Source organism: Micromonospora sp. NPDC049139 (assembly GCF_055586845.1).
Genome location: NZ_JBVJHK010000005.1, coordinates 309786 through 334983, shown reverse-complemented (window position 1 = coordinate 334983; position 25198 = coordinate 309786). Strand labels below are relative to the sequence as shown.

24 protein-coding genes and 1 pseudogene are annotated in these 25198 nt (G+C 68.3%); 18 read left to right on the top strand and 7 right to left on the bottom strand.

Translation table 11 applies throughout. From position 1 onward, the window contains the following. Positions 1 to 59 precede the first annotated feature (59 nt). Both ACZ6Q9_RS12765 and ACZ6Q9_RS12760 read right to left on the bottom strand, forming a co-directional pair. Complete coding sequence (locus tag ACZ6Q9_RS12765; protein ID WP_393453395.1) at positions 60 to 1004, bottom strand: CU044_5270 family protein; 945 nt, start codon at positions 1002 to 1004, stop codon at positions 60 to 62. Continuing rightward, on the bottom strand, positions 997 to 1611 hold the full coding sequence (locus ACZ6Q9_RS12760; RefSeq protein WP_393453697.1) for an RNA polymerase sigma factor: 615 nt from the start codon (positions 1609 to 1611) through the stop codon (positions 997 to 999). The genes ACZ6Q9_RS12765 and ACZ6Q9_RS12760 overlap by 8 nt, the downstream gene beginning before the upstream one ends. A gap of 173 nt (positions 1612 to 1784) precedes the next feature. Here ACZ6Q9_RS12760 and ACZ6Q9_RS12755 point away from each other — a divergent pair, with 173 nt between their 5' ends. Continuing rightward, complete coding sequence (locus ACZ6Q9_RS12755) at positions 1785 to 2381, top strand: hypothetical protein (protein WP_396828512.1); 597 nt, start codon at positions 1785 to 1787, stop codon at positions 2379 to 2381. A 1153-nt stretch (positions 2382 to 3534) separates the two neighbouring features. Here the strand turns inward: ACZ6Q9_RS12755 and ACZ6Q9_RS12750 are convergent. Further along, the gene (locus tag ACZ6Q9_RS12750) at positions 3535 to 3882 is read right to left on the bottom strand and encodes a hypothetical protein (RefSeq protein WP_396828514.1); all 348 of its coding nucleotides are present in this window, start codon (positions 3880 to 3882) and stop codon (positions 3535 to 3537) included. Between the two features lie 969 nt (positions 3883 to 4851). On the opposite strand from ACZ6Q9_RS12750, the gene ACZ6Q9_RS12745 reads away from it, so the two are divergent. From ACZ6Q9_RS12745 to ACZ6Q9_RS12735, 3 genes are all read left to right on the top strand, one after another. Next, the gene (locus ACZ6Q9_RS12745; RefSeq protein ID WP_396828516.1) at positions 4852 to 5325 is read left to right on the top strand and encodes a hypothetical protein; all 474 of its coding nucleotides are present in this window, start codon (positions 4852 to 4854) and stop codon (positions 5323 to 5325) included. Between the two features lie 19 nt (positions 5326 to 5344). After that, entirely contained in the window at positions 5345 to 6739 is a 1395-nt protein-coding gene (locus tag ACZ6Q9_RS12740; protein WP_396828518.1) for a hypothetical protein, read from the top strand. 393 nt (positions 6740 to 7132) lie between these two features. After that, the gene (locus ACZ6Q9_RS12735) at positions 7133 to 8461 is read left to right on the top strand and encodes a hypothetical protein (protein ID WP_396828520.1); all 1329 of its coding nucleotides are present in this window, start codon (positions 7133 to 7135) and stop codon (positions 8459 to 8461) included. Between the two features lie 37 nt (positions 8462 to 8498). Here the strand turns inward: ACZ6Q9_RS12735 and ACZ6Q9_RS12730 are convergent. Then, positions 8499 to 9010, bottom strand: a pseudogene (locus tag ACZ6Q9_RS12730) (IS110 family transposase); the annotation flags it as partial. 787 nt (positions 9011 to 9797) lie between these two features. Between ACZ6Q9_RS12730 and ACZ6Q9_RS12725 the strand changes: the two are divergent. Then, positions 9798 to 10529 (top strand): NUDIX domain-containing protein, encoded by a 732-nt coding sequence (locus tag ACZ6Q9_RS12725; protein WP_466021402.1) that lies wholly within the window; start codon positions 9798 to 9800, stop codon positions 10527 to 10529. Here ACZ6Q9_RS12725 and ACZ6Q9_RS12720 read toward each other — a convergent pair. Continuing rightward, the gene (locus tag ACZ6Q9_RS12720) at positions 10509 to 10994 is read right to left on the bottom strand and encodes an NUDIX domain-containing protein (protein ID WP_396828525.1); all 486 of its coding nucleotides are present in this window, start codon (positions 10992 to 10994) and stop codon (positions 10509 to 10511) included. The genes ACZ6Q9_RS12725 and ACZ6Q9_RS12720 overlap by 21 nt on opposite strands. Before the next feature lie 24 nt (positions 10995 to 11018). Then, positions 11019 to 12242, bottom strand: a complete 1224-nt coding sequence (locus ACZ6Q9_RS12715) for a helix-turn-helix domain-containing protein (RefSeq protein ID WP_396828527.1) — start codon at positions 12240 to 12242, stop codon at positions 11019 to 11021. A gap of 382 nt (positions 12243 to 12624) precedes the next feature. Here ACZ6Q9_RS12715 and ACZ6Q9_RS12710 point away from each other — a divergent pair, with 382 nt between their 5' ends. The 12 genes from ACZ6Q9_RS12710 to ACZ6Q9_RS12655 all read left to right on the top strand — a co-directional run bounded on the left by ACZ6Q9_RS12710 (position 12625) and on the right by ACZ6Q9_RS12655 (position 21976). Then, complete coding sequence (locus ACZ6Q9_RS12710) at positions 12625 to 12885, top strand: hypothetical protein (RefSeq protein WP_396828529.1); 261 nt, start codon at positions 12625 to 12627, stop codon at positions 12883 to 12885. Further along, the gene (locus ACZ6Q9_RS12705; protein ID WP_396828531.1) at positions 12875 to 13120 is read left to right on the top strand and encodes a hypothetical protein; all 246 of its coding nucleotides are present in this window, start codon (positions 12875 to 12877) and stop codon (positions 13118 to 13120) included. The genes ACZ6Q9_RS12710 and ACZ6Q9_RS12705 overlap by 11 nt, the downstream gene beginning before the upstream one ends. Continuing rightward, positions 13117 to 13392, top strand: a complete 276-nt coding sequence (locus tag ACZ6Q9_RS12700) for a hypothetical protein (protein ID WP_396828533.1) — start codon at positions 13117 to 13119, stop codon at positions 13390 to 13392. Before ACZ6Q9_RS12705 ends, ACZ6Q9_RS12700 begins: the two co-directional genes overlap by 4 nt. A 75-nt stretch (positions 13393 to 13467) precedes the next feature. Continuing rightward, on the top strand, positions 13468 to 14193 hold the full coding sequence (locus ACZ6Q9_RS12695; RefSeq protein ID WP_396828535.1) for a GntR family transcriptional regulator: 726 nt from the start codon (positions 13468 to 13470) through the stop codon (positions 14191 to 14193). A 375-nt stretch (positions 14194 to 14568) separates the two neighbouring features. After that, a complete protein-coding gene (locus tag ACZ6Q9_RS12690) occupies positions 14569 to 14997 on the top strand; it encodes a hypothetical protein (protein ID WP_396828537.1) in 429 nt (142 codons plus the stop codon). A gap of 164 nt (positions 14998 to 15161) precedes the next feature. After that, the gene (locus ACZ6Q9_RS12685; RefSeq protein WP_396828539.1) at positions 15162 to 15389 is read left to right on the top strand and encodes a hypothetical protein; all 228 of its coding nucleotides are present in this window, start codon (positions 15162 to 15164) and stop codon (positions 15387 to 15389) included. Next, positions 15380 to 16807 (top strand): FtsK/SpoIIIE domain-containing protein, encoded by a 1428-nt coding sequence (locus tag ACZ6Q9_RS12680; RefSeq protein ID WP_396828541.1) that lies wholly within the window; start codon positions 15380 to 15382, stop codon positions 16805 to 16807. The genes ACZ6Q9_RS12685 and ACZ6Q9_RS12680 overlap by 10 nt, the downstream gene beginning before the upstream one ends. Then, entirely contained in the window at positions 16804 to 17475 is a 672-nt protein-coding gene (locus ACZ6Q9_RS12675) for a DUF2637 domain-containing protein (protein WP_396828543.1), read from the top strand. Before ACZ6Q9_RS12680 ends, ACZ6Q9_RS12675 begins: the two co-directional genes overlap by 4 nt. A gap of 65 nt (positions 17476 to 17540) precedes the next feature. Next, positions 17541 to 19253, top strand: a complete 1713-nt coding sequence (locus tag ACZ6Q9_RS12670; RefSeq protein WP_396828545.1) for a replication initiator — start codon at positions 17541 to 17543, stop codon at positions 19251 to 19253. Positions 19254 to 19271: 18 nt separating this feature from the next. Further along, complete coding sequence (locus ACZ6Q9_RS12665) at positions 19272 to 19565, top strand: helix-turn-helix domain-containing protein (RefSeq protein WP_396828547.1); 294 nt, start codon at positions 19272 to 19274, stop codon at positions 19563 to 19565. Positions 19566 to 19576: 11 nt separating this feature from the next. After that, positions 19577 to 20968, top strand: coding sequence for a tyrosine-type recombinase/integrase (locus ACZ6Q9_RS12660; protein ID WP_396828549.1), 1392 nt, complete (start codon positions 19577 to 19579; stop codon positions 20966 to 20968). 192 nt (positions 20969 to 21160) lie between these two features. Beyond that, positions 21161 to 21976, top strand: coding sequence for an HAD family hydrolase (locus tag ACZ6Q9_RS12655; RefSeq protein ID WP_357452503.1), 816 nt, complete (start codon positions 21161 to 21163; stop codon positions 21974 to 21976). A gap of 169 nt (positions 21977 to 22145) precedes the next feature. Here the strand turns inward: ACZ6Q9_RS12655 and ACZ6Q9_RS12650 are convergent, their stop codons facing one another. Beyond that, entirely contained in the window at positions 22146 to 22892 is a 747-nt protein-coding gene (locus ACZ6Q9_RS12650) for a Fic family protein (protein ID WP_393257537.1), read from the bottom strand. Positions 22893 to 23155: 263 nt separating this feature from the next. Between ACZ6Q9_RS12650 and acs the strand changes: the two genes are divergently transcribed. Next, positions 23156 to 25120, top strand: coding sequence for an acetate--CoA ligase (gene acs, locus ACZ6Q9_RS12645; RefSeq protein WP_393453453.1), 1965 nt, complete (start codon positions 23156 to 23158; stop codon positions 25118 to 25120). Positions 25121 to 25198: the final 78 nt, after the last annotated feature.

Sequence of the window (25198 nt, the reverse complement as noted above, 5' to 3'; positions counted from 1 at the left end):
TCCGGATCCAGTGGCTGGACAGTTCATGCATGGGAGGCGGCTGGCCGCTGGGACGGATGTCAGGTCCTCTGGCCGACTCGGTCAACGATGGCGAGGGCCAACACCGCCGATCCGCCTGCCGGCCCGCCCACGCCGAGGAAGGTGTAGGTCTCGGGGTGGAAGACGAGCACGATTTCGCCCGAGCCGTGCGTCGATGGCCAGGTGATCCCGATGCCCGGCCGGCCCGCGGCGTCCTTGACGGGCTTCACGGCTTGCAGGTCCGGCATCGTCGCCGCAGCCTCATAGAGCGCCGCCAGGGTCCGGGGGCGTAGGTAGCTGTCGGTGAGGTAGTAGAGGATCTCCTTGCCGGCGGCATTGGCGTCGCCCGGTTCCCCCTTGGCATTCTCGGCCAGGAAGGCCCGCATCGCGGCGGCGTCGGTGGGCAGGTCGGCGCGGTAGGCGGGTGCTGGGGTGCACCGCTCGGTCTCGCCCGGAACCACCCGGCCCCCCTTCAGCACCACCGCCCGCCCATTCCGGCAGCCGGGAACGACTATCTCCGTGCGGCTGGCGGCAGAGGTCTCGATAACCAGACCGTCCCGCGTTCCGTCCACCGACGTCCAGCTCTCCCGCAGATCACGCCCCTGCTGCAGGCGTGTGTAGACGAACTGGTTCGGCCGGGGATCGACATCGCGCACCCGCAGCGCGGCGGCCGCCGCGTTCTGCAGAATCTGGGTGGCATCGGCCCGTGCGGGTGGCGTGCTGCCACCGAGCTGGTCCGGTACGAGCACCAGTACGGAAGCGATCGCCCCCGCTAGACCCGCCGCCGCCACCCCGCTGAGCACCAGCCGCCAGGCCGGTCGCCTCCAGCGGGAAGGCGTCGGGCGCACGGTGGACACCGCGGGCAAAGGCTCAGCAGCCGTCGCCGCCATGGCGGCCTCCAGCCGGCTGCGGGCCGGCTCCAACCGCTCGGCTGCCGGCAGCCCGGTCTCACCGCCGAGCTGCTGGAGCAGTCGCATCTCATCCATTGCTCAGTACCTCCTCGATCGTGCTGGCCGGTGCGCCGCCCAACCGTTCACGGAGCAGCTTGCGGGCTCGGTTGAGTCGTGATCGCACGGTGCCGACCGGAATCGACAGTGCGGCGGCGACCTCGTCGTATCTGAGTCCCTCCCAGGCGATCAGCAACAACACGTCGCGATCTCCGTCGGAGAGCCTGGCCAGCGCCTCGAGGAGGGGCCGGCGTAGTGATTGCGCCGTCACCACGGTGGCGACCCGGTTGGCATGCGATGCCTCGCTCGTCGCGGGGACGTACGCCTGCCGCAGCCGGTACTCGCGCTCCTCATTTCGCCGGTGCTGGCCAACGATTTTGGTGGCGATCCCGTACAGCCACGGCCGCGCGTTCGGATAGGTGGTGTCGAAGCGGTCCCGGCGGCGGAACGCCGCGAGGAACGTCTCCGCAACCAGATCGTCCGCAGCCGGCACACCAAGGCGACGTGCCAGGTAACGGTGGATGTGCGGCGCGTGTCGGTCGAAGATCGTCGAGAAGGTCTCCGGGTCCCGCACGGAGCGCTCGATGATCACTGCGTCCGTCACCGCACCGACATCGGCGTCCGACGTTGGTCTGAGTTCTTTCACGCAAGGCCTCTCGCGGAGCAGGGAAGCATCACCTGTTATCCGCAGCTCGCGGCAAAACGGTTCATGGGTGGCCACCAACGATCACCCTGACCGTCCTGGTACGGCACACGGCACGCGAACCTCCACATCCTCGCCCGGCGGACCGGGCGGAGCGAGCCCGATGTAGTGGCTGCATGCCCAGGGGTAGTTCGCCATCCTCACTACCTGCCGTTGACCCGCCGCCCGGGGAGCGGGCCGCCCGCCTGGCCCGCCATCGCGCTCTGCTGCGCGCGGTCCAGATCACCGCGGAGACCCACGGCGGCATCCTGTTCCATCCGTACCCGAAGAGTCGCGCTGGCGTGCGGACCGTGCCGCTTCCGGGTTTCCTGTTGGCCGCGCTGCGCCAGCTGCGCACCGAGGCCGGGGACCTAGACCCGCGCACGCTCGTCGTCCGTGACCGGATCGGGTGCCCCCTGCGCCGGTCGATCTTCCGCCGCCGGGTCTGGCTGCCCTCGCTGGTCCCCGCCGCGAGCACGGCGGGCCACCCCTGCCAGATCCCGGTGTGCATCGGCCTGCTCGGCCAGGTCGTCAACACCGGCCCGATCAACCTGGTGCAGCGGGTCATCGGCCACAAGCAGGCGTCCACGACGCTGAATCGTTATACGCACACCCGGACGGACTACGCCGCCCGGATCTTGGCGGCCTTCGACAGCTCTGCTGCCTCTCTGCTGCCTCCGGCCGAGGATTCGCCCTCCGAGCGCGGCCTCGGCGAGGACAGAGACGGCCTGTGAGCTGCGGTGGAGCGCCCACTCCGGAAAGGGACGACCCCCGTCGGGGGGAAAGTGACCTGACGTAGCGGCGAGCGTGATCAAGTGCCGTACCGCGTGGTCAGACGCATCGGTCGTGCCGTCGAGCATGATCGAGTCGGACCACGCGGTACGGCGTTCGCTGACGATCCGCTGACTCTCGGATGACGCGCTGCGGGCGCCCGAGGACGGCCGTAAGCCGCCCGAAGGCGGTCCGCGAGCGCGTGCCCAGCTTCCGCCCCCTGCCCTACAAAGATCAAGACTGGTGTCGGTCGTGGTCGGTGCCTGCGTTGACCTGCTCGTCCCGTCGTCTCGCGTCGGCCCGTCAACGGTTCAGTCGGCCGGCTTGGCTGTACGGTTTCGGGATGGAGCGCGCGCAATTGATCTCCCTGCTCACCGATCGGGGTGGGGCATTCGAGGCATGCCGTGGGGCAGTAGAGCGTGGTGCGTCCATCGACGTATTCGATGGTTCGCTGCCGGCGAGCCACTTCGCGGAGATCTATCGGGGCCGGCAGATACACACCCGAGAGAGGGGCATTCCGACTCTTGGCTTCGCTGAAGCCGTCGAAGTACTGTATGCCCTTCGTGAACAGCCGTTACGGGTCGGACGCGTCAGACTGAGCGATCCGCCGTACTACTTCCAACTGTTCTTGTCAGCCGATGAGTCTGACGTTGTTGCCTGCATCGGGGTCGTTCAACAGCACCAACACGCTCAGCGCGCTCGGCAGGCCACATCGTAGAATCTCTACGAAGGAGAGCCAGACGCTGGGCACTTCGTCCCGGCGGAGCCTGCGCCGCTGCCGACGTCATGTGAAACCGCCAGTTTGGAAGATCGTTCTCGGCTGACCTGATCTGTCCGGAACGCCTGCTCAGCGGCGGTACCGTGGTGCCCGATCATGACCGCTGCTGACCGTCTGGGACACCGGCTACTGGCACGTTGCTGGCACGGCTGCGCATGGGCGCGCGGTTGTCCGGCGGCGTACGGCTCACCGCCCCCGGCCTTTGGGCCGGGGGCGGCTTGCCGTGTCGCCGGCTTTCCGCGCGCCTGGACCCCGGCACCGATGGCAAGCCGCGTAGCGGCGCGGCAGCGATCGCCCCGCCCTCGACGGCGGGTCGCCACCCTCGCGATCGTCACGAGCTACCGAGTTCGCTCGTCGGCGGGGTAGAGCCTGTGCAACCAGTGCTGGAAGTAGGCCGCGACTGCTTTCTGGTCCTGGGGATCGAGTGCCAACCAGCCCTGTGCGGCACTCTTCATCTCGGCCGCCGCGAGACCTGCCTCCGCGGGCTTCCGCTCGGCCCAGTCCGTCAGAGCGCCCCAGACTGCGCACAGCCCATCAGCCAAAGCGCCAGCCCAAGTCGAACGACCAGAATCGCCCCAGAGCTGGACCGCAGTGTCGTACGGATCGTCGGCGGCGAGGAGCTGCGCCGCCAGTGCGCCGACATGCCGCCTGAACGCGGTGATGGTGTCGAGATCCGGGCTGCTCACTCGGCCACGATCACACGGAGCGCTTGAAAGCTCGACGCCACCCCATGCTTCCCAGGGGTAGGCACGCCGTGCCGGCCGATGCCGGCCGGAGGCCGCCAGCAGGCCGAGCGCGGCGTGCCTGCGCCGCGCTTGCGCGGCGCCTTGATCCAAAAGAGACTGTCTCGGCAACATCGGGCGTAGACCCTGCCATGATCTGCGCATTTCGAGTCGGCTCCGGGGCGCTGGTCAACCGCCTGGTCCTCTTGCTCGACGTGGTGTCCGCGTCTGTGCTCGTCCCCTCCTGCTCGCCGGTTTGGCGGCTCGGTTCGGTTGGCTGCTTGGCGAGCCCCGCGATACCTCGACCACAAGCTCTGTGCGGATCGTCCGGCATCGTCTGTCCGCGTTCGCGACCTCGGGCGGCTGTCCGCACGCTTCCGCCGACGGGCACCCTCGTCCACGCCGGTTGCTGTCGACAGCTCCACCCGATCCAAGCTGTCGTTCCAAGTCGATGACCCCTTGAGGTGTCGGTTCGTGCAGTTCCGCTGGAAGTAAGAGCCCCGGCTTCCCGACCTCACACGCCACCCTCGGTGTGGCTCCTGAACTGCGGAAACGCCTTCCATCGGTTTAAGCATCTTCCGCCGTTACTCGCGCTCAGTTGTGCCGGATCTGTGCCCGGCCCTGAACCTGTGGATTGCGGCAAGGCGGTTGCTGACGGTCTGGCACGCAGGTCCCAACCCCCGGCCGGTCGGCTGAAGGCCGTCGCGGGCGTCGTGGTTCGTTGTACCTCTGGGCATTGCCGGGCTGCCTGCTGATGTACGCACGCTGGGGAATTGGTCCAAAAGATTCGGACCTTCGGGGCTGTTGCCCACCGTAACTGGTCGATAACCTGGCCGCATGCTAGGTGGTGAGGTTCAACATGAAAAAGGACGTAAGGGTGTATACTTCACCAAAAAGTGGCTAGAGTACACAACTAGGTGCAACGTGCCATGGGTGGTCTACGAAGCGCCCAACCGAGTGGGGCTATTGGACCTTTCCGGCAAGCACGACAGTTACGACCTTGCGGGCCACTTCATCGCACCACCGTGCAAGCCATTTTTCGTAGAGGTTAAGACCGACAGCACTGTTGGCAAGCAGCCTGCGAAATACCTTGAGTATCTCGCACATTCGTATTCGGCGACGAAAAGAAGCATCGACGAGAATCTGGATAGAGAAAACGAATTCATGTGGGTTACCTGGCACCCATTCTCGCAAACCGATTGGAGGGACCTTTGTTCGCCCTCTGTGGTCGTCAGGGCACTGGCCGAGTATCCAGATAAGCTTGCCGGGCAACAAATCGATCACGATGTCGTCAAGTTGGTCAGCTCAAGGCTGTGGCTTCTAGTACTGTCTGATCGCCACGAAGAGTTACTCATGAGTCCACAGCATTACGCGAGCGTTCACGCCATCATTGCAGGGGGTCGGTGACATGTATAGCGCTATGCAGGTGGCCATCGACAACGCAATGGACCAGTCGTCGGGTGATGCAGCCATTCGGGATGTTAAGACCATAATCGCTCGCGAAATGACCGAGATCGACTCGTCGCTTGATGTTCTGGCAACAGATCACTTCAATCACTCGTTCTTCCCTGATTTCGTAGTTTCGTGGCGCGATAACGGCGTGGAAGAGCGACGTGATGTCTTTCTTCGGCACGACGCAACGAGTGTTCTCTACCAAGACGTTGATCGCATGGAGAAGGGCGACGAGGTTTTCTTGGGAATCCGTGCTACCCAGGCGGACCCCGAAGCCCGGGATGAATTAGCCACAGCTCTCCAGGGCGACAGTGAGTGCCTTGTTTCGGACGCGGCATCACTTGATAGCTTCGCCATGAGAACGACGCCGGTCCACAGTTCTTCCGTTCTGCCGAGTGTGGCAGCGAAGGTGTGGCTTCGTGGAGCACGCGGGCTGCTGGACCAACCCGCCGCAGCGAAGCTTCAAGACCAGGTGGCTGTCGGCGAGTCAGCCATAATTCGAGGGGCCGTTGATGACGGCGAAGTGGTCGTGTCGGCAGTTCGGCGAAACTTCAGAGCCGAGTATGCCAAACGTATAGAGCGCGTGATGCAGATTATGTGGCTTAGTGGGGGGAACCCACTAAGCGCCTTCCCCGGCCGCCACGCTATGTCGACCCGACTTTCGGAGTCGGAAATCCGATGGCTATTGCCATTCCTCTTGAGGTCTGCCCACGTAGACGACGACTTCTGGCGGCTCGTGGGCGAAGTAATCGACCTGCGGCTTTTGCAGTCGTTGGGCGACGTTGGGGAGTCGACCAATCTCGACCGCCTTATAACCGTCAACCTGGATCGGCTTCTGGTAACCCAGGTAATGCTGCATCGGCGCAATGTTTCTCTGCATCCTCAGCTCAATAACCCCCATTGGAGCATTAGAGGGGGGCTGCTCACCTTGGGAGCAGAGGGCTTCGATTGTCAGGTTGTAAACGACAAGAGGAAGTTGACTAATGCGCGACACGCGCCGTGGCCAACTTACCTGGATGACCTACAACCCCGACTTGAGCGCTACAGGCTGCAAGAGATCGCATTCTCCTCTCCGGCTGCGACTGTTGATGTAAAGTCCGCAACCTCTCACGGCCTCGCCGGTCGGCAGGCGAGCGATATTACCGGGTCGCTGGGCGCAATGGGCGGAATTGCAAAGGTCGCCGTTCGTCCGGCAGGTGCCAGTTGCGATATCCTGATCAATTTCCTGAGAGGTACTGCCGAAACCGATGAAGGTAGCCAAATCCAGGCACTCGTCATGGCTGCTATCGACCTGATCTACCAGGGCGACGCTGCACTCATTGAACAGCTCAAGCAGTTTTTTGAGATCGCCGATTTCATCGATGAGTGAGGCTCGCCATCCCGTATGCCATCGACCCGCCGGGTTGCTGTACTTGAGTGCTGTACGGGACCAGAGCGAGAGGGAGTTCCGACCCCGTCCGCGGAACTGGCTGACGACGTAGCGGTCCACTGGAGGCCGATGCCTTCCACGCTGGAGCCCGGCACACCGACCGGTACGTCCGCTGGCTCACCGATCTGGACCCTCAGCTGGCCGATTGCTTGCCTGGTTCATACCCGATGAGGCCGCGCTGACCGGACTCATCGCAGCCCCGGATGGCGAGGCCCGCGCCGCCACCCGGGCCAGCGCCAAACCTGACCCTCGCCCACTGTCCAGCCGGCTCTGAGCCGATCGACGCCCGCCGTTCGAAATTCGGGATCTGCACCCATCTAGAAAAAGGAATCAATGCGAGCTCTTGAAGACTTAAGGGTTCAAGTACTGTCAACACAATCCCGTCGTTACATTGATGAAGCGATCGCCGCTTACGGCGCCGGCGCGTACCGTTCAGCGATCATCGCCATCTGGATCGCGGTCACGGCAGACGTCATCTACAAGATTCGACTCCTGGCAGATCAGGGGGAGGGGGCAGCGCAAGCAGCCCAGAGCGCCCTTGACAAGGCCATCAGCTCAGGCGACAAGATCAGTCTACAGAAATTCGAGAATGGTCTCCTGATCCAGGCGCGCGACACTTTTCAATTCATTGGAGACCGCGAACATGCCGAACTGTCGCGGATCTACGAGGATCGGAATCTTTGCGCTCATCCGGCATACTCTCGCGGGAACGATGAACTGTTCTCTCCGACGCCCGAGCTGGTGCGCGCGCACCTCTCCACAGCCATCGACGCGCTCCTGTCACACGGGCCTGTTACGGGACGAAAAGCGATCGAACGCTTTGAACGCGAAGTCCGTGAGTCTTCCTTCCCTCAGGACGACGCGAAACTAAAAGAATACCTGAGTGAAAGCTACATGAGGCATGGAACGCCGGCCCTGCGCGCCAACCTGCTAAAGGTGATCTGCAAGTCAACCCTCGATGCCGCCCACGATGACTATCTCCGCTGGAAATATACGCGAAGCGCTCGCGCGCTACAGAGCCTGCGCCCTATGGAGTTCGAGGATAGCCTCAAGGTCGTTTTGGACGCGCGACAGGACAACCTAGACGACGAAGGGCTCTTCCTACTTGTGAACGGCCTGTGCCAACTCAGAGGCACTTGGGAGCATCTGCATGCCGGCGTCCAACACCGAATCGAAGAGTTGCTTGCGCAGCTACCGATCCACGATCTAGTTGTTAGAAGCCAGCTCTATTCTCCGCTCCCTCCAGAACCTATTCGATCATTCCTTCTCGCCCGCCTCGGCGACGCGGTGAGCTCCACATACAACTCTCGTTTCTTGCATGACATAGGGTCTCCAGACCTTGCGCTGATTCCTTACCTGGCCGATCTTCTTGTGAAGGCTGAATCCTATCCAGAGGCAGCAGCTCCCCTTGCATGGATCAACGCCATGTCGGAGGATATTTCACTAGACGACTTGAGGCGCGTATTGGCTGCGTATAGCCGCAATGGTCAGGCGCGAACTTCGATCCTCGCCTCGCGACAGCTGAACACCCTGCGTGCAGGGACAGAGCAACGCCCTGGATTCGCCGATATCTGGGAAGAATTTGAGGAAAGAATGGCCGCTGGGGAGGACTTCGCTGGACTTGCCGTTGCACCCTTAGTTTCAGCCAATTCGCCTGATTAGGGACTAGCCATCCCGATGCTCCTATGGAGGTCAAGGGGGTGAGGGCTGCGAAGTCGGCGCGTAGGGGTTCGGGGGCGGCGGCGGCCAGGCCGAGCATTTGGTTGATCGCTGCCGTGCGGGCCTTGACCGCGCCCTGGCGGGCTACTCGCAGGGCGCGGATAGCTTCCACGGGTCCCGGTGCGGGTCTTCGGTGTGCCGACGGCGGTGCTAGCGAGGGTGGCCCGCGCGGCGGCGATGGCGTCGATCGGGGTCGGACTTGCCCTTGGTCCGGCGGGTCCTGCGGTCAGGGCGGTCGACCTCGACGACGGTGACCCTGTGACTGGCCAGGTGGCGGGCGAGGCCAGCGCCGTAGCTGCCGATGCCCTCGACCCCGACGGCGAGAAGGCGGCCGAAGGACCGCATCCAGGCCAGCAGGTCCGCATAGCCGTCGCTGGTCGCGGGGAGCTCGGCATCCGCCAGGAGACCCCCGGTGCTGTCGATGATCGCTGCGTGGTGGGTGTCGCGGTGGGTGTCGACACCGCCAATGACCGATCGCTTCTTCGCTGCCATGCTGGTGAGGTCCGCCCTTCTCGGTCGCGTCGAGAACACGTGGACACGTCACCGGTCAGGCGATACGGACAACACAGTGGTGGGCGCCTCTCGCACAGGCTTCTATCAAGTCACGACGCCTGACCCGGTGACATGCAACTACTGGGGCCACCGAGCCGGCCGACGAATCGGGATAAGGACAGCAACGTCGGTCTGCCGGTGAGTCAGATCAACCCGGCGACCCAACCCGCCATCCTCACTGTCTGCCGTCGACCCGCCCCATGGGGAGCGGGCCGCCGCCCGGCCCGCCATGTCAAGCGGACCTTGACGCACGTTCTGACGCTGGCGGGTCGGGCGGTGGTCTGCTCGGCTTGCCCGTGTCGATGCAGGCGGGATGGCCTAAACCACCCACGGACCGTGACCGCCGACGGAGCCCCGGCCATCCTGAGCCGGAGCGCCCCGGCGGAGGCGCCGTAACCGCAACCCCGCAACCGCCGCCAACTCGCCGACGCGGCCGGCGTGCCCTCCCTACCCGCGCGGGCTTCCGGCCGCGCGGCCCGGCCGGCTGCCGGCCCACCACACCACCGGTCAACGTCTGTCGGTCGGCGGCGGCCCTCCGGGCCGCGGCGGCCCTCCGGGCTTCCCGCTTTCCGCGCCAGCCGCCGGGCATCAGGCGTGACGGCCGCAGAGCGAAAGCGGCAGCGGCCCGGCGCGCGCCCAGCCGGCGGCGCGTGCGGCCCGTCAAGGGCCGCCTTGAACCCGTGTCGAACTCTGAACTAGAGGGCGTTGCCGTGTCCTGTCACGGGACATGCTTGACGCTCACGTCCCACCTGATGCCCGACATGATCCTCAAAGGGCGCCGCGGAAGCCTTCACGGTCCGCGACACGGGCGCGTATCGCGGCCTGGCCGAACCGCCGGCGATGGGCTGCCACGCCGCGTAGCGATTGGATCGCGGCAGATCCGGACGTCTGCGCGTCCCCTTTTGGCTCTGGCGAGCTTGTCCTATCCCTGTGCTCTACTCCCGTCATGCAAGTTGTCGTCACGGGCGCACTCGTTGAAAACGGCGCGGTCCTGCTGGTACACCGCAGGCCGACCAAACGGGTATACCCAGATGTCTGGGATCTGCCCGGGGGGCAGGTCGAAGCGGGTGAGTCGGAACTACAAGCCCTCGCGCGTGAGATGGACGAGGAGCTGGGTGTTCACATCGTGGCGAAGTCCGCTTCACGGTTGGGCGTCTTGCATGCCGGCAGTGGTGGGGACGCCGTTCACGTGGGCGTCTGGCAAATTAGAGCCTGGGTTGGCTCTCCGACCAACCGTGCACCTGACGAGCATGACGACATCGCATGGGTCGGGATCAGCGAGCTGGGCGGCCTTCCCCTCGTGCATGGCGTCTTGGCGGCAATGGTTCGTTCTCTGCCTGAGTTTGAGTGCGCCCGCACGCACTCAGATGTCACCGACTGTAACCAGGACGACCGAGGAACCAAGGTTGACTGTCGTGCATGTGCTGGGACGGATCCGTCAAGCATCAGGTGGGACTAGACAGGCGTTGCCGTGTTCCGCATACGTGGCGTTGCTGCTGTTGCGAGCTGCGATCGCTGTGCGGAGTCTGCGAGTCAGTCGAGGCGGTCCGTGACGATCCAGATCATCTGCTGTGACGTAGCGCCATTCGGTGAGTTCCCCGTCCGCAAAGCGGATGGCCTGCTCTTGCTCGCTAGTGAGAGAACCAGCATCGAAGATAAAGAGGAGCTTGTCTCCTTCGTGCTCGGCCGGTGCCCAGTCGACAACGAGCATGGGGCCGACGGCGGTCGTGAGGCCGAGTTCTTCCTCGATCTCCCGTATACACGCGGCACGTGGTGACTCTCCGGGTTCCACGTAGCCACCCGGGATATCCCAGTGCTTCTTGTAGCTGGGGCGTACGAGGAGCACCCGGCCCTCGTCATCGAAGAAGAGGGCGCCTGCGGCGACGCGTGGGGTTGCCATGGGTGGCATCTCGTTGGCCGTCACCAGGGCAGCCTAGATGGGCTGGGATCAGTCGAGCACCTTGAGCCGCCGGGCCAGTCCGACCAACTCGGCCGCGGGCTTGCCGCGCTGTCGGCGTATCCAGGTCAGGGCGAGTTGGCGGCTGAGGAAATGGTGTCGAACTTGCTCGGGTGCCATCTGTTCAGCGTCGAGGAGAACGGCCTGGGCGTCGTCGACGCGGTTCCATGAGCTGTAGGCGCGGGCGACTTCGAGGGCATGCCGTACGCGGCGTTCCATCGGTAGGCCGGCGGTGTCGACGCGCGGGCCGAGATCGATGGCGACTTGCAGGTTCCCCAGCTCGGCGGCGGTGGCGACGCGGTGGATGGCGACGTTGGTCGGGCCGAAGGCGGTCCAGAGGTGGTTGGCGTCGGCTCCGAGCTGGCTGGCGGCGCGGTCGGCGGCGGCGAGGAAGGCGCGGGTGGTGGCGGCGTCGTTGGATCGGGCGGCGGCCATCGAGCCGGACAGGAACAGGGTTCCGTAGACGGAGAGCAGCGGTGGTGTGGCGTGCTTGAGGTGGGGCTCAAGGTAGCCGGCGGCGTCCTGGGTGAGGCGTACGGCTTCGGCGTAGCGGCCGGTGGCGTGCAGGGCATGGCCGACCGAGCGGAACAGGGAGCCGGTGACGAGAGGGTCGCCAGTGGGTCGGACGGCGGCCAAGCCGCGGTCGGCGGCGATCCAGGCGAGGTCGCTCTCCCCGAGTTTGGTGAGCTGGGTGGCGGCGAGCTGGTACGTCAGACCGAGTAGCCGGCGGGCCTGGTCCTGGTCGTCGCCGTCGTGGTGGTCGGCGGCGGCCTGGGCGCGGTGGAGCAGGTCGGGCAGGCGGCCGGTGACGTATCCGAATCGTGAGTCCTGGTAGGCGTCCCAGAGGGCGCCTACCTCCTTCCGGAGGACAGCGACGCTCAGCGGCTCCGCGTCCGTGCCGCTACCGAATGGGCCGAGGGCGCGGTAGTTCATCAAGGCGGCGCGCATGGCGGGCACGGTTTCGGTGCCGCTGTCGCCGGTCCAGTCGAGCAGTGAGGGTTCGCCGAGCAGGTCGCCGAGGGAGATGTCCAGGACTTCGGCGAGGGACTTGATGACGGAGAGCCGGTCCAGCTCGATCCGGTTGTTCTCGATCTTGCCCAGCCAGTCGGCGGTACGGCCGATGAGCCCGGCCAGGACTTCCTGGGACAGGCCGCGTCGCCGGCGGTACCAGGCGACGCGCTCGCCGATGGTGAGGGTGTTGGTCGTCCCGCGCACCGGTTCACTGTCTCCCCTCGGTTGGCGGCGACCCCGGAAGGATTTTCCGGGTCGCTGGGCGGTTTGTGCCACAACCTGTCTGCATGACGGGGCTGAACGTATCGAGGAACTGCCAATCCTGCTCGGGTGCGGGCTGGAAGTACACCCTTGCCCGCACCGCCATCCGGGGGATGGGGCGTGGGTCGGAGCGGACTCGTTCGCTTGCCCGGCGGTCCTGCCTGGACTGCGCGGGTTCCGGTCGCTCGGCGACCTGCTGAGGCTGGCCCGGGTGGGTGCTGGTGTGGGGCCGCGACCCGAACGACGGCCCGTGAATGGCCCGCCCGCCTCGGCGTCTCGCACACCGGCGCCGCGCCGGCCGGGCGTCCCGGCACCGGGCGACCTGGTGCTCATCGACGGCCGGGCGTCGGTGCAGTTCGGCGGCGACCGGGCGATGTGGCTGCGGGTTACCTCGGTCTGCGACAAACCGACGTACCACGGCTGGGTGTGGCTCACCGGCTACTCCATCAACCCGGCGAGCGGCAAGGCGCTGGCGCGGCGCGAGGTCTTCGTACAGATCGCCGGCTTACAGATCCGGCCAGGCACGACCGACAGCGCGCCGCCCCGCAACGTGGCGCCGGTGATGAGGAGGAGGCGTGGTGTTTGACGTTCGGGTACGACTCGGCTCGGTGCTGCGCATCGCCGCCGCCGACCGCTACCGACCCTCCGATGGGCCGGTGACGCTGTGGGTGACCGGCGTCCGGCTGGTGGTCAACCGTCCGGCACATGAGCCGTGGATCTGGGTCGAGGGGATGAGGCTGAGCCCGTCCGGCCGCCGGGGGCCGCAGGCGCAGATCCTGGTACGCGCCAGCCTGCTTCCGCCGGATGGGCTGGCCCGGTGACCACGTACCTGTCCGGTGCCGTGCGCGACCAACTCCGTGCGGCACAGGCGCAGCTCGACTGGCACACGCCGTCGAGCGCAGACGGGCGTTGCGTCGGCTGCGGGGAGGAAAGTCCGTGCCCGCAACGGCGGGCGGCGCTGCGGGTGTTCGGCCGGTACGGCTGCCTGCCGCGTCGCTGGCCGGGCGCGTCCCGGCCTGAGCTGGTGGACACGCCGTCGTCCTGGTCGGGATGGCTGGCCGCAGCGGTGCAGCGTGCGACGCCGGACGGCTGAGCCGGCTTGTTCTGTCATGCAAACAACTCATAAGCTGCTGAGATTCATGCAGCGTTCATAGGTGGGGTGCCCGCGATGGCGTACGAGATACCGACGCCGAAATACCTGCGCGTGTTGAACACGCTGCGGAAGCGCATCGAGGACGGCGACTATGCGCCCGGTGCGGCACTGCCGTCGGAGAACCAGCTCTGCACGGAGTTCGGGGTGTCCCGCCCGACGGTGCTCAAGGCACTGGGCATCCTCAAGCAGGACGGCTGGATCGAGTCGCAGCAGGGCAAGGGCAGCTTCGTGCGTGGCCGGCCCGCTGCCGGTCGCACGTCGCCTGAGTACGCCCGCGACGCCGTCGAGCTGGATGAGACCGGGGAGGCGGAGATCCTGCATGTCGGTCCGGTGCTCGCCTCTCCGCGGATCGCGGCGGAGTTGCAGATCCCGGAGGGTACGCCGGTCTACGAGCGGCGCCGCCGGACCGTGTCGGAGGCGGGCCCGGTGGACCTGGTGGCCACCTTCGTGCCGGTGGACATCGCGGCCGGTACCGACATCACCAAGCGGGACCCGATCCCGGGCGGCCTGCTCGACCTCGTCGCCAGGCAGAAGGGCCTACGGGCCGACTACGCGACCGAGCGCATGACGGCGCGCCGCGTGAGCGAGGTCGAGGCTGAGGCGTTGGATGTGCCGGCCGACGAGTCGGTGATGAGCGTTGTCATCACTGTGCATCAGGCATCCGGCGATCCGATCATGACGTCCGTGCTGGTGATGCCTGGCAGCCGCCACGAGATCGAGGACACCTACGCCCTGTCCTGATCCGCTGCGTCAGCCCGCCGGCCGCTCAGCGGCACATCTCGCCGGGAGTCCGCGTGACTCGCCCGTCTCCCCGATCGACGCACAACTCGCTTGTCTTGCGGTCGATCCAGTAGGTCTGCCCGCGTTCGATGAGCACTGGCTGGTCCAGGTGGAACCATCGGTCAACGGTGGTCACCAGCGTTAGGCGCTCGGCTGTCACTCGCTCTCCCACTCGCGCCTCCTCGGCCTTTCCTCGTGTGGGTACGGCGGCTCTCCACATTGTGCAACGGGCTCACCTTTGGCCTTGCTTGTGTTTACAAGCTGACGTAGCTTGTTAGCTCAACCGGTTGTCAGGTGGACGACTGGTGAGGTTAGGAGGCTGTCCACGTGGTTCCGATGACGTTGAAGGTGCCTGTCCCGTCCGAGTACGTGTTCCCCGCCGGGGCTTTGTGCCTGGGTGTGTCGCCGCAGATCGATTTTGAGCGGCGTGGTGAGGCGGACAACCAGGCGCGGGACAAGGAGACCGGGGAGCGGGTCTGGGTGGTGCGGGTGATGGACCTGGACCCGGAGGCCGGGAAGTTCGGTCGGTCGACCGAGGTGAAGGTCAAGGTGGTTGCGGCGCAGCAGCCGGTGCCACCGCCGTCGACGGTGCCGGGTTACCCGCCGGCGGTGGAGTTCGAGGGCCTGACCCTGACCCCGTATGTGGACTCGCAGCGGTGCAAGCCGGGCCGCTCCTCGGCCGACTGCCGTTCCCGGATGGCGTACTCGCTGCGCGCCACCGCGATCCGGCCGGCGTCGGCCATGCCCGGCTCGGTGGCGGCCTGACCGGTCGCTGTTTGGCGCGCGGGACGGGTCGTTTCCCCGCCAAGAGTCCCGGCCCGTCCCGCGCTCTCCCATCCCTCACGTGTGAAGGAGGGCGTGATGCCCACCGTAGTTTCCCCTGCCCTGAACTGCCCTGTGGGCCGCTGCTCGTCGGGGTGGTGGTCCTGATGTCCCGTACCCGCATGGTCGCTCTACGGCACGCCTACCGGGAGGTGGAGGCGGCCCTCCGGTCCATGCTGCGCCTGCCGCCGGCTTCGGCGCGGGTATGCGCGATCCGCTGCCCCCGCTGCGAGGAGTGGGTGAAGCCGCGCCGGTTCGACCTGCGTCGCATGTCCTGCCGCTCGTGCATCGCCACCCTGGCCCGTCCTGGCAGGGGTGGTGACCTGTGCCTCTGATCAACATCATTCCGGGGGAGAAGATCCCGGTGGCGCCGATGAACGTGCGCCTTCCGGCGTGGCGGGTCCCGGGTTGGCTGCTGGTGTTCTGGTGGCTGGCCCGGGGCCTGTTCCGCCTCACGGTCCTGGCGGTGCGGTATTGGTGGCTCACCGCCCCGACCGTGGCCGCTCTGTGGGTGCGGGCCGAGTACGGCGGCCGGGTCCTGACCGGCGTCGTCCTGGCGGTCGCCGTCGGGTGTGTCGCCTGGTGGCGGTGGCACCCGTCGTCGTGGCTGCGCTTTGCCTGGTACCCGCTCGTCAGCCGCGTCCGGGCTCTGACGGTGTATCGGCGACGGTGGGCGTCGGTCATGGCGACATGTGGGCTGGCGACGGCGTTCGCTGGTGACCGGTACGTGCCCCAGCTTCTCAAGGTGCGCTGTGACCGGCACGGCGACGAGGTGACCGTCCGGATGCTGCCCGGTCAGATCCCGGACGATTGGGGGCAGGCCGCGGAACGCCTCGCCTACGCCTTCCGCCTCCGCCAGGGCCAGGCACGGTCCACGGACCGGCCGGATCAGGTCGTGCTGCGGTTCCTCCGCCGTGACCCCCTCGCCGGCACGGTGGCGCCGCTGCCGGTGCCGGTGGTGCCGGACCTGGCCGGGCTGCCGCTCGGTGTGCGGGAAGACGGGCAGCCCTATGAGCTGCGCTTGGCCGGTTCGCATGTGCTGATCGCGGGGGCGACGGGGTCGGGCAAGGGGTCGGTGCTGTGGTCGCTGATCCGCTCCCTGGCCGACGGTGTCCGCTCAGGGCTGGTCGAGCTATGGGCGTTCGACCCCAAGGGCGGCATGGAGTTGGCGGCGGGGGTGCCGCTGTTCGCCCGGTTCTCCTACGACGACCCCGACAGCATGGCCGGCGTCCTGGAAGAGGCCGTCAAGCGGATGCGCCTGCGGGCGGCCCGGCTGCGTGGGGTCGCCCGCCAGCACACGCCAACGTCGGATGAACCGCTGATCATCCTGGTGGTCGACGAGCTGGCAGCGTTGACGGCGTACATCACCGATCGGAAGGTCCGCGACCGGATCAAGGAAGCCCTCGGCCTGCTCCTGTCCCAGGGACGTGCGGTCGGGGTGCACGTGGTGGCGGCGTTGCAGGACCCGCGTAAGGACGTGCTGCCGTTTCGGGACCTGTTCCCCACCCGCATCGGCCTGCGACTGACCGAGCCGGAACAGGTGGACATGGTCCTCGGCGACGGCGCCCGCGACCGAGGAGCCCTCTGCGACCGCATCCCTGAGTCCGCCCCCGGGATCGGGTTCGTCGTCCTCGACGGCGTTCGCGAACCGGTCCGGGTCCGGTTCTCCTACCTCACCGACGACGACATCCGCCAACTCGGCCGCACCTACCGTCGACTGGACGAAACCGACGAGCAGGAGGTGACCAAGTGAAGGCCAACGCGAACGCAGACCGGGTGGAGGGCGTGGTCCTGGTCCTCATCGTCCTGACCGTCGGCGGGCTGGCCGGGGCGGCATCGTTCACCCACGTACACGACTGGACCATGGCCAACTCTCCAGCCGGTACGGGGGACTGGTTCGGCTGGGCCAACGCCGCCATCTCCGAACTGCTGCCCCTCGCCGCGCTGCTCACCATCCGGCGACGTCGCCGCACCGGCGGCCCGATCGGGTATCCGATGTTCCTGCTCGTCTGCGCGGTCGCGCTGTCCCTGTCCGCGCAGCTCGCCGTGGCCAAGCCGGGCGTGTCCGGATGGCTGCTGTCAGCCGTGCCCGCGCTGGCGTTCCTCGGCCTGTCCAAGCTCGTCTTCTCCACTGCCCCAACGGCGGCGGCATTGCCCGTCGACAAGCCGGTAGACACCGACGGCTGGGACGACGTTCCGTCCGGCTACGACCCGCCCGAGGAGCAGCCGTCCGCCGACCTCGCCAACGAGGACCAGGCGGTGACCGCCGCCCTGGAGGCCACCGACGAGCAGCCTCGGCCGGCGGCCCTCCGCCCGGTCCCCGTGACTCCGGTGGAGCGGCGGCCGGGACTGGTGCCCGTGCCGGCGGCGGCGTTCGCGTCCCGCAACGGCAGCGTCTTCGGCGGGGAGCGTGAGCGGTGAACCAACTCGAACTCATCCCCACGACTCCCGCCGAAAAGGCCCGGCCCGGATCGCGGGCAGACCGCATGCGCAGGCCCCTGGCCAAAGACGCGCTCAAGCAACTCGCCGAACAGAACGGCGTCTGCGTCCGCCCTCTCGCCCTGCGCCGCACCGACACCGCCACCGGCCTAACCGAAGTTGTCGAGGTCCCCTGCGGGGCGACCCTGGCGGCGAAGTGCAAGCCGTGCGCGGAGCGGGGCCGGCGGCTGCGTATCCAGCAGATCCGCGAGGGCTGGCACCTCGCCGACGAACCCGCCGTCCGCCCCGACAAGCCCGGGGAAGACGCCCTCGCTCTCGTCCGGGTCCGGGCACACCTGGAATTCGAGCGCGAAGCGCTGCACTACCAGCCGATGACGCCCGACGAGCGGGCCTCGCAGATCGCCGACGTGGACGCCGCGATCGCCGAGCTGGATGAAGCCCTCGCCGAAACCAGCCTGCGCGGCCACCTCACCCCCAAGGAACGCGACGAGCGGCCCCGACGCAAGCGGTCGACGCGGCGGCGGCAGGACTCCCCGGATCTGCCCCGCCTGCCGGTCGACCCGCGTACGGTCGGCCGCGCCTACTCGGGTAAGGCAGGCAAGACGCACCGGCCGTCGATGCTGGTCACGCTGACGCTGGGCTCGCACGGGCCGGTGCACTCCCACCTCCGGCGCGGCGCCTACGTCGCCCCGTGTGAGTGCGGCCAGCGGCACGGCCCGTATAACGATGTGCTCGGCACGCCGGTCGACCCGGCAAGCTACGACTACCGCCGGGCTGCCCTGGATGCGATCCACTTCGCGCGGGTCCTCGACCGGTGGTGGCAGAACGTCCGCCGCGCCGCCGGCTGGAACGTCCAATACGCCGGAGCCGTCGAGCTGCAACGACGACTCGCCCCACACGCACACTTCGCCATCCGCGGCACCCTGCCCCGGCGGCTGCTCAAGCAGATCGCGGCAGCCACCTACCACCAGGTGTGGTGGCCACCCTTCGACGAGCTTGCCTACCCGGTCGACAAGCCACCGGTCTGGGACGTCGACCAGCAGGCGTACGTCGACCCCAAGACCCGTGAGCCGCTGCCCACCTGGGGCGAAGCCCTCGACGCCCTGGAAGACCCCGACAGCCGCCCCGCCTACGTCGCCCGCCTCGGCCGCATCGACGCACGCGGCATCGAGCAGGGCACCAAGGACGCCGAACGGTCCATCCGCTACGTGACCAAGTACGTCACCAAAGATCTGACCGACCAGGCCAAGCCGCGCTCCGACGCGCAGAAGGCGCACTTCGATCGGCTCCACGCGGAGCTGTCGGCGCTGCCGTGCTCGCCGACGTGCGCGAACTGGCTGCTGTACGGCGTCCAGCCGGACGGCGTCAAGGCGGGTTTGACGCCCGGCCGCTGCACGGGAAAGGTCCACCAGCGCTCCACCCTCGGCTTCACCGGCCGGCGTGTCCTCGTCTCCCGCCAGTGGTCCGGCAAGACCCTCGCCGACCACCGCGCCGACAACCGGTCCTGGGTGCGGGCAATTCTCGCGGGCGGCATGGCCGACACCGACGAGCAGGACCAGGCCGTCGACGAGGCAGACGGGCCGAAGCGGTACCGGTTCGAACTCGCCCGACCCGAAGACCCCGATGTGCCACCGCTGGAACACCGGCTCTTGCGCGCGATATCCGCCCGCATCCGCTGGCGCTCTGACCTCGACACCGCCCGGCTACGAACAGCCGCCGCCGTTTCGGCAACCGATCAACCCGCCGCGCTCGCGGCCTGAACCTCTGGGGAGGAAATCTTGTCCATCGTCGTGCCGTTCGCGCCTCGGCAGGCCGGGCCTCGTGCTGGCGACCTCGCCCCCGGCGACCACCCGCCTCAGCCGGTCCGGGCCGTCTACACGGTCAAGGAAGTGGCCGCGCTGCTGTCTCTGTCCGTCAGCTCGGCCTACGCCCTGGTCCGGGCCGGGCAGATCCCCGCCGAACGGCTGGGGCGGCGCTGGGTGGTGCCGCGTAGCCGTTTCCACGCCTGGCTGGACGGCGCCTCCGGTCAGCTTTCGGCAACGGGCACCGACGCGCCGCGCGGGGGCTGGTGACCGTGGGCTTCGTGAGCAAGACGCCGGCCGGGACGTACCGGGCGAACTGGCGGGACTCGGCCGACCGGCAGAAGGCGAAGACGTTCCGCACCAAGAAGGAGGCGAACGCGTTCCTGGCCGAGGTGGAGGGCGCGCTCAACCGGGGCACGTACGTCGATCCGCACGCGGGGCGGATGCGGTTCGGGGAGTTCGTGACGCGGTGGCTCGCCGGGCGGTCGGTGGAGGCGCGGACGGCCGAACGGACGCAGTCGATGCTGCGGGCTCACCTGCTGCCGCAGTGGGCGGACTGGCCGTTGGCAAAGATCGACTACCTGGCGGTACAGGAGTGGGTGACCAACCTTGGCCGGACTCTGGCGCCGTCGACGACGGCGAAGCACCTCGGGCTGCTGTCGATGATCATGCAGGCGGCGATCCGGGCGCGGCTGATCGCGGTGAACCCGTGCGAGGGGGTGCGGCTGCCGCGGAATCGGGCGCGCGAGGCTCGCGCCGGCACGATCAGCCGGGAGGCGTTTTTCGGGCGACTGCTGCCGGCCGTGCCGGCGGAGCATCGGGCGATCGTGTGCGCCGCCGCCGGGGCGGGACTGCGCTGGGGTGAGTGCGCGGGCCTGCCGTGGGAAGCGGTCGACCTCGATCGGGGGTTGCTGCACGTCGCCCAGGTGGCGGTGGAGACCCACGGCGGGGTGCTGCTGCGGGCGTACCCGAAGACGCGGGCCGGCGTGCGGACGGTGCCGATGCCGCCGTTCCTCGTCGACGAGCTGTGTCGGCAGCGCGGGGCCGCGGTGCCGGACGGGCGGGCGTTGGTCTTCGCCGACCGGGACGGCGGGCCGCAGCGGCGGTCGAACTTCCGGCGGCGGGTGTGGCTGCCGTCGCTGGTGCGGGCCGGGCTGCTCGGGCGGGTGGCCGAGGTGGCGCCGGGCCGGTGGGTGGCGTCGTGGCCGGATCGGGACGGCCGGGAGGAGCGGGCGGAGTTCGCCGACAAGGCGGCGGCGGTGGCGCACGCGGCGGCCTCGGCGTTCGGCGGGCTGCGGTTCCACGACCTGCGGCACTCGTACATCACGTGGCTGGTGACGGACGGGGTGCCGGTCAACATCGTGCGGCGGGTCGTGGGGCACGAGAAGGCGTCTACGACGCTGAATCGTTACACGCACACGCCCGAGGATTACGCCGACCGGGTCCGGCTGACGTTCGCTGACGATTCGCTGACTTTCCGCCCGTCGCCCGGCCCGGCCAACCCGAGAAACACGGCTTCACCTGCGCCGGAAGCCCACTCCGGAAAGGGACGACCCCCGTCGGGGGGAGACGGGGGTCGTCGGGAGGTTCGGCTCCGGGGGGGTCGAGCCGAACCCACTCAGCGGTCACGGGGGGTGCAACCGCCGAGGGCCTGTGTGTTGTGCGAGATATGAACGCTCGTCGTGCCGACCAGTCTGCCTGAGCGGACCTGTATACGTCGAGTGGTGTCACCTCCACTCCCTGCAAATTAAAACTTCGCAGAGTGTGACGGACGTCACGATGAGCGAGGGTGATGGGGTCTGCCCGCAAGTCCGAGGGGTCATCGGACCCCGGGCACCCGCCGACCATAGACCATCCGGCTAGACTTGCGCGCCGTGGGCCGAAGTGCCGCTTTCTTCGATCTGGACAAGACCGTCATCGCCAAGTCGAGCGCCCTGGCGTTCGGTCGGCCGTTCTACCGGGACGGCCTGATCACCCGGCGTGACGTGGTCAAGTCGGCGTACGCGCAGCTGATGTTCCGGCTGGGCGGCACCGACGAGCAGACCATGGCCAAGACCCGGGACTATCTCGCCACGCTCTGCAAGGGCTGGCAGGTGGAGCAGGTCCGCCAGATCGTCGCGGAGACGCTGCACGAGCTGATCAATCCCTACGTGTACGCCGAGGCCGCCGCCCTGATCGAGGAGCACCAGGCGGCCGGCCGGGACGTCGTGCTGGTCTCCGCCTCCGGCGAGGAGATGGTCCGGCCGATCGGCGCGCTGCTGGGGGTCACCGACGTGATCGCCACCCGGATGGGCGTGGTGGACGGCCGCTACAGCGGCGAGGTGGAGTTCTACGCGGCCGGCCCGAGCAAGGTCGAGGCGGTCAGCGAGTTGGCCGCCCGGCGCGGGTACGACCTGGCCGACTCGTACGCCTACTCCGACTCGTACAGCGACCGCCCACTGCTGGAGTGCGTCGGTCACCCCTCGGTGGTCAACCCGGACCGGCAGCTGCGCAGGCTCGCGGTCGAGAACTCCTGGCCGGTGCTGGAGTTCCGGCACCCGATCCCGCTGGGCCGGCGGCTGCGGGAGCGCCCGGCCGTCCCGGTCGCCGCGGCGGCGCTGGGCGTGGGCGTCGGCGTGGCCATCGGCATCGCCTGGTACGGCCGTCACCGCCGCACCCGCGCCACCCCCGCTCCCGCCTGACCGGATCCGGGCCGAAGCGACCGGACCGAAGCGACCCGAACCGAAGCGACCCTAACTGAAACGACCCAGGCCGAAGCGACCCGGACCGAAGCGACCCGAACCGAAACGACCCAGGCCGAAGCGACCCGGACCGAAGCGATCCAGGCCGAAGCGATCCGGACAGGGCGGGTCAGGCGGCGGCGAGGATCTCGTCGCCGATCGTGGTGAGCTGGTCGGCGCCGACCTCCACGGCCGACATGTAGTGCCGCAGCCAGGAGCGCAGACCGTCCGGGGTGCCGGTGGCGAACGCGCCGGCCGCGCCGACGTACTCGGGCTCGCGCTCGCGGTGGCCGACGTCGACGGCGAGCAGGCCGCGCGGGTCGAGCCCGCTGGACAGCAGCACCAGCCGGGCGGCGCCGCGGGCCACCACCCCGGACGGCCCAGCGAATGGGCGCAGGTTCAGCAGCTCGCCGTGCACGACGGCGGCCAGCACCAGCGGGGAGACCTTCGTGCCGCCGGCGACGAGCCCGGCCAGCCCGTCCAGCCGCGCGGCGACCACCGGGTCGGCCACGGGCCGGCCCAGCTCGGCCTCGGTTACCACGTCCCGGGCGGCGAGCACGTGCAGCTTGGCCAGCGCCTGCCGGGGCGCCTTCGGCCAGAGTTCGCTCAACCCGGGCAGCGCCCCGGCGACCCGCAGCGCGCCCTGGACCACCGGCTCGGTCACGGTTCCGGCGCGGACGGCCTCGCGCTCGTGGGCGTACCCCTCTAGGGCGGCGCTGGCGACCGCGGACCGGAGGCTGACCTCGGCCGCGACCTGGCCGCCGTGGCGGCGCAGCGCGCGGTGCCCGAGCGCCTGGTCGAACCGCTCGCGGGCCCGCTCGACGGCGGGAGCGATGTCGGCGAGCGCGAGCAGCGGGGCGAGCGGGTCAGCGGTCACCCCGTCACGCTATCGACTGCGCGACGCGACCCGCCGACGAGCCGCCGGGGAGCGACCGCCGCCACCCCGCGATTGTGGTGGCAAGGGGCCCTTCCTCGACGGAAGGCGCCGGCAAGGTGCCCCTTTTGGCATCCGGGTGGCCGTCCGGCGCGCGGCGGGGGCCGCTCGGCGCGAGTTGGCCGGACCGGCAGTCGGACGACGGGGTGTCCCGACTAACCTCGTGCGGGAGACGCAGGTCACCCCGAACGACGAGGGAGCACGGCATGAGCGAGGCATTGGCCAATCTGCTGAACGAGACACGCCAGTTCCCCCCGCCGGCCGAACTCGCCGCGAACGCCAACGTCACCGCAGACGCGTACGCGGAGGCCGACGCCGACCGGCTGGCGTTCTGGGAGCGGCAGGCCGGGCGGCTGACGTGGGCGCGGCAGTGGGACCAGGTGCTCGACTGGTCGAAGCCGCCATTCGCGAAGTGGTTCGTCGGCGGGCAGCTCAACGTGGCGTACAACTGCCTGGACCGGCACGTCGAGGCCGGCCTGGGCGACAGGGTCGCCATCCACTGGGAGGGCGAGCCGGGCGACACCCGCACCATCACCTACGCGGAACTGCACAGGCTGACCTGCCAGGCGGCGAACGCGCTGACCGATCTGGGCGTCACCGCGGGCGACCGGGTGGCGATCTACCTGCCGATGATCCCGGAGGCGGCGGTCGCGATGCTGGCCTGCGCCCGCATCGGCGCGACGCACAGCGTGGTCTTCGGCGGCTTCTCCGCCGACGCGCTGACCAACCGGATCCAGGACGCCAGCGCCAAGGTGGTGATCACCGCCGACGGCGGCTTCCGCCGGGGCAAGCCGTCCGCGCTGAAGCCGACCGTGGACGAGGCGGTGGCCAACTGCCCGTCGATCGAGCACGTGCTGGTCGTGCGGCGCACCGGCGAGGAGGTCGCCTGGTCGGCCAAGGACCACTGGTGGCACGAGACGGTGGAGACCGCCCCGGCCGAGCACGCCGCGCAGCCGTTCGACGCCGAGCACCCGCTGTTCATCCTCTACACCAGCGGCACCACGGCCCGCCCGAAGGGCATCCTGCACACCACCGGCGGCTACCTCACCCAGACGGCGTACACGACGCACGCGGTCTTCGACCTCAAGCCGGAGACCGACGTCTACTGGTGCACCGCCGACATCGGCTGGGTCACCGGGCACTCCTACATCGTCTACGGCCCGCTCTCCAACGGCGCCACGCAGGTGATGTACGAGGGCACCCCGGACACCCCGCACAAGGGCCGGTTCTGGGAGATCGTCGACAAGTACAAGGTCAGCATCCTCTACACCGCCCCGACGCTGATCCGCACGATGATGAAGTGGGGCGAGGACATCCCCGCCGGCTACGATCTCTCCTCGCTGCGGCTGCTCGGCAGCGTGGGCGAGCCGATCAACCCCGAGGCGTGGATGTGGTACAGGCAGCACGTCGGCCGCGGTGAGCTGCCCATCGTGGACACCTGGTGGCAGACCGAGACCGGGTCCGTCATGATCTCGCCGCTGCCGGGCGTGACGGAGACCAAGCCCGGCTCCGCGATGACGCCGCTGCCGGGGATCAGCGCCGACGTGGTGGACGACCAGGGCCAGTCGGTGCCGAACGGCGGCGGCGGCTACCTGGTGCTGCGCGAGCCGTGGCCGTCGATGCTGCGCACGATCTGGGGCGACGACAACCGGTTCATCGAGACGTACTGGTCGCGGTTCGAGGGCATGTACTTCGCCGGGGACGGCGCGAAGCGGGACGACGACGGCCACATCTGGCTGCTCGGCCGGGTCGACGACGTGATGCTGGTGTCCGGGCACAACATCTCCACCACCGAGGTCGAGTCGGCGCTGGTCTCGCACCCGTCGGTGGCCGAGGCGGCGGTGGTCGGCGCGACTGACCCGACCACCGGGCAGGCCATCGTCGCGTTCGCCATCCCGCGCGGTGCCACGGAGACCTCCGGCGAGGCGGGCGAGAAGCTCATCGCCGACCTGCGCAACCACGTGGCGAAGACCCTCGGCCCGATCGCCAAGCCGCGGCAGATCATGCTGGTGCCCGAACTGCCGAAGACCCGCTCCGGCAAGATCATGCGCCGCCTGCTGCGGGACGTGGCCGAGAACCGGTCGCTCGGCGACGTCACCACGCTCCAGGACTCGTCCGTGATGGACCTGATCTCGTCCGGCATCGGCGGTGGCAAGTCCGACGAGGACTGACGGCAGGCGTACGACCCGATGGGTGGCGGTCCCGCGCGGACCGTCACCCATCGTCATTTCTTACGGGTACACGACGGA

What these genes read in the sequence shown, in the direction of transcription:
- ACZ6Q9_RS12765 (WP_393453395.1), bottom strand. Translation starts at nt 1,004, where the DNA reads ATGGATGAGATGCGACTGCTCCAGCAGCTCGGCGGTGAGACCGGGCTG.
- ACZ6Q9_RS12755 (WP_396828512.1), top strand. Translation starts at nt 1,785, where the DNA reads ATGCCCAGGGGTAGTTCGCCATCCTCACTACCTGCCGTTGACCCGCCG.
- ACZ6Q9_RS12735 (WP_396828520.1), top strand. Translation starts at nt 7,133, where the DNA reads ATGCGAGCTCTTGAAGACTTAAGGGTTCAAGTACTGTCAACACAATCC.
- ACZ6Q9_RS12725 (WP_466021402.1), top strand. Translation starts at nt 9,798, where the DNA reads ATGCTTGACGCTCACGTCCCACCTGATGCCCGACATGATCCTCAAAGG.
- ACZ6Q9_RS12695 (WP_396828535.1), top strand. Translation starts at nt 13,468, where the DNA reads ATGGCGTACGAGATACCGACGCCGAAATACCTGCGCGTGTTGAACACG.
- ACZ6Q9_RS12690 (WP_396828537.1), top strand. Translation starts at nt 14,569, where the DNA reads ATGACGTTGAAGGTGCCTGTCCCGTCCGAGTACGTGTTCCCCGCCGGG.
- ACZ6Q9_RS12685 (WP_396828539.1), top strand. Translation starts at nt 15,162, where the DNA reads ATGTCCCGTACCCGCATGGTCGCTCTACGGCACGCCTACCGGGAGGTG.
- ACZ6Q9_RS12670 (WP_396828545.1), top strand. Translation starts at nt 17,541, where the DNA reads ATGCGCAGGCCCCTGGCCAAAGACGCGCTCAAGCAACTCGCCGAACAG.
- acs (WP_393453453.1), top strand. Translation starts at nt 23,156, where the DNA reads ATGAGCGAGGCATTGGCCAATCTGCTGAACGAGACACGCCAGTTCCCC.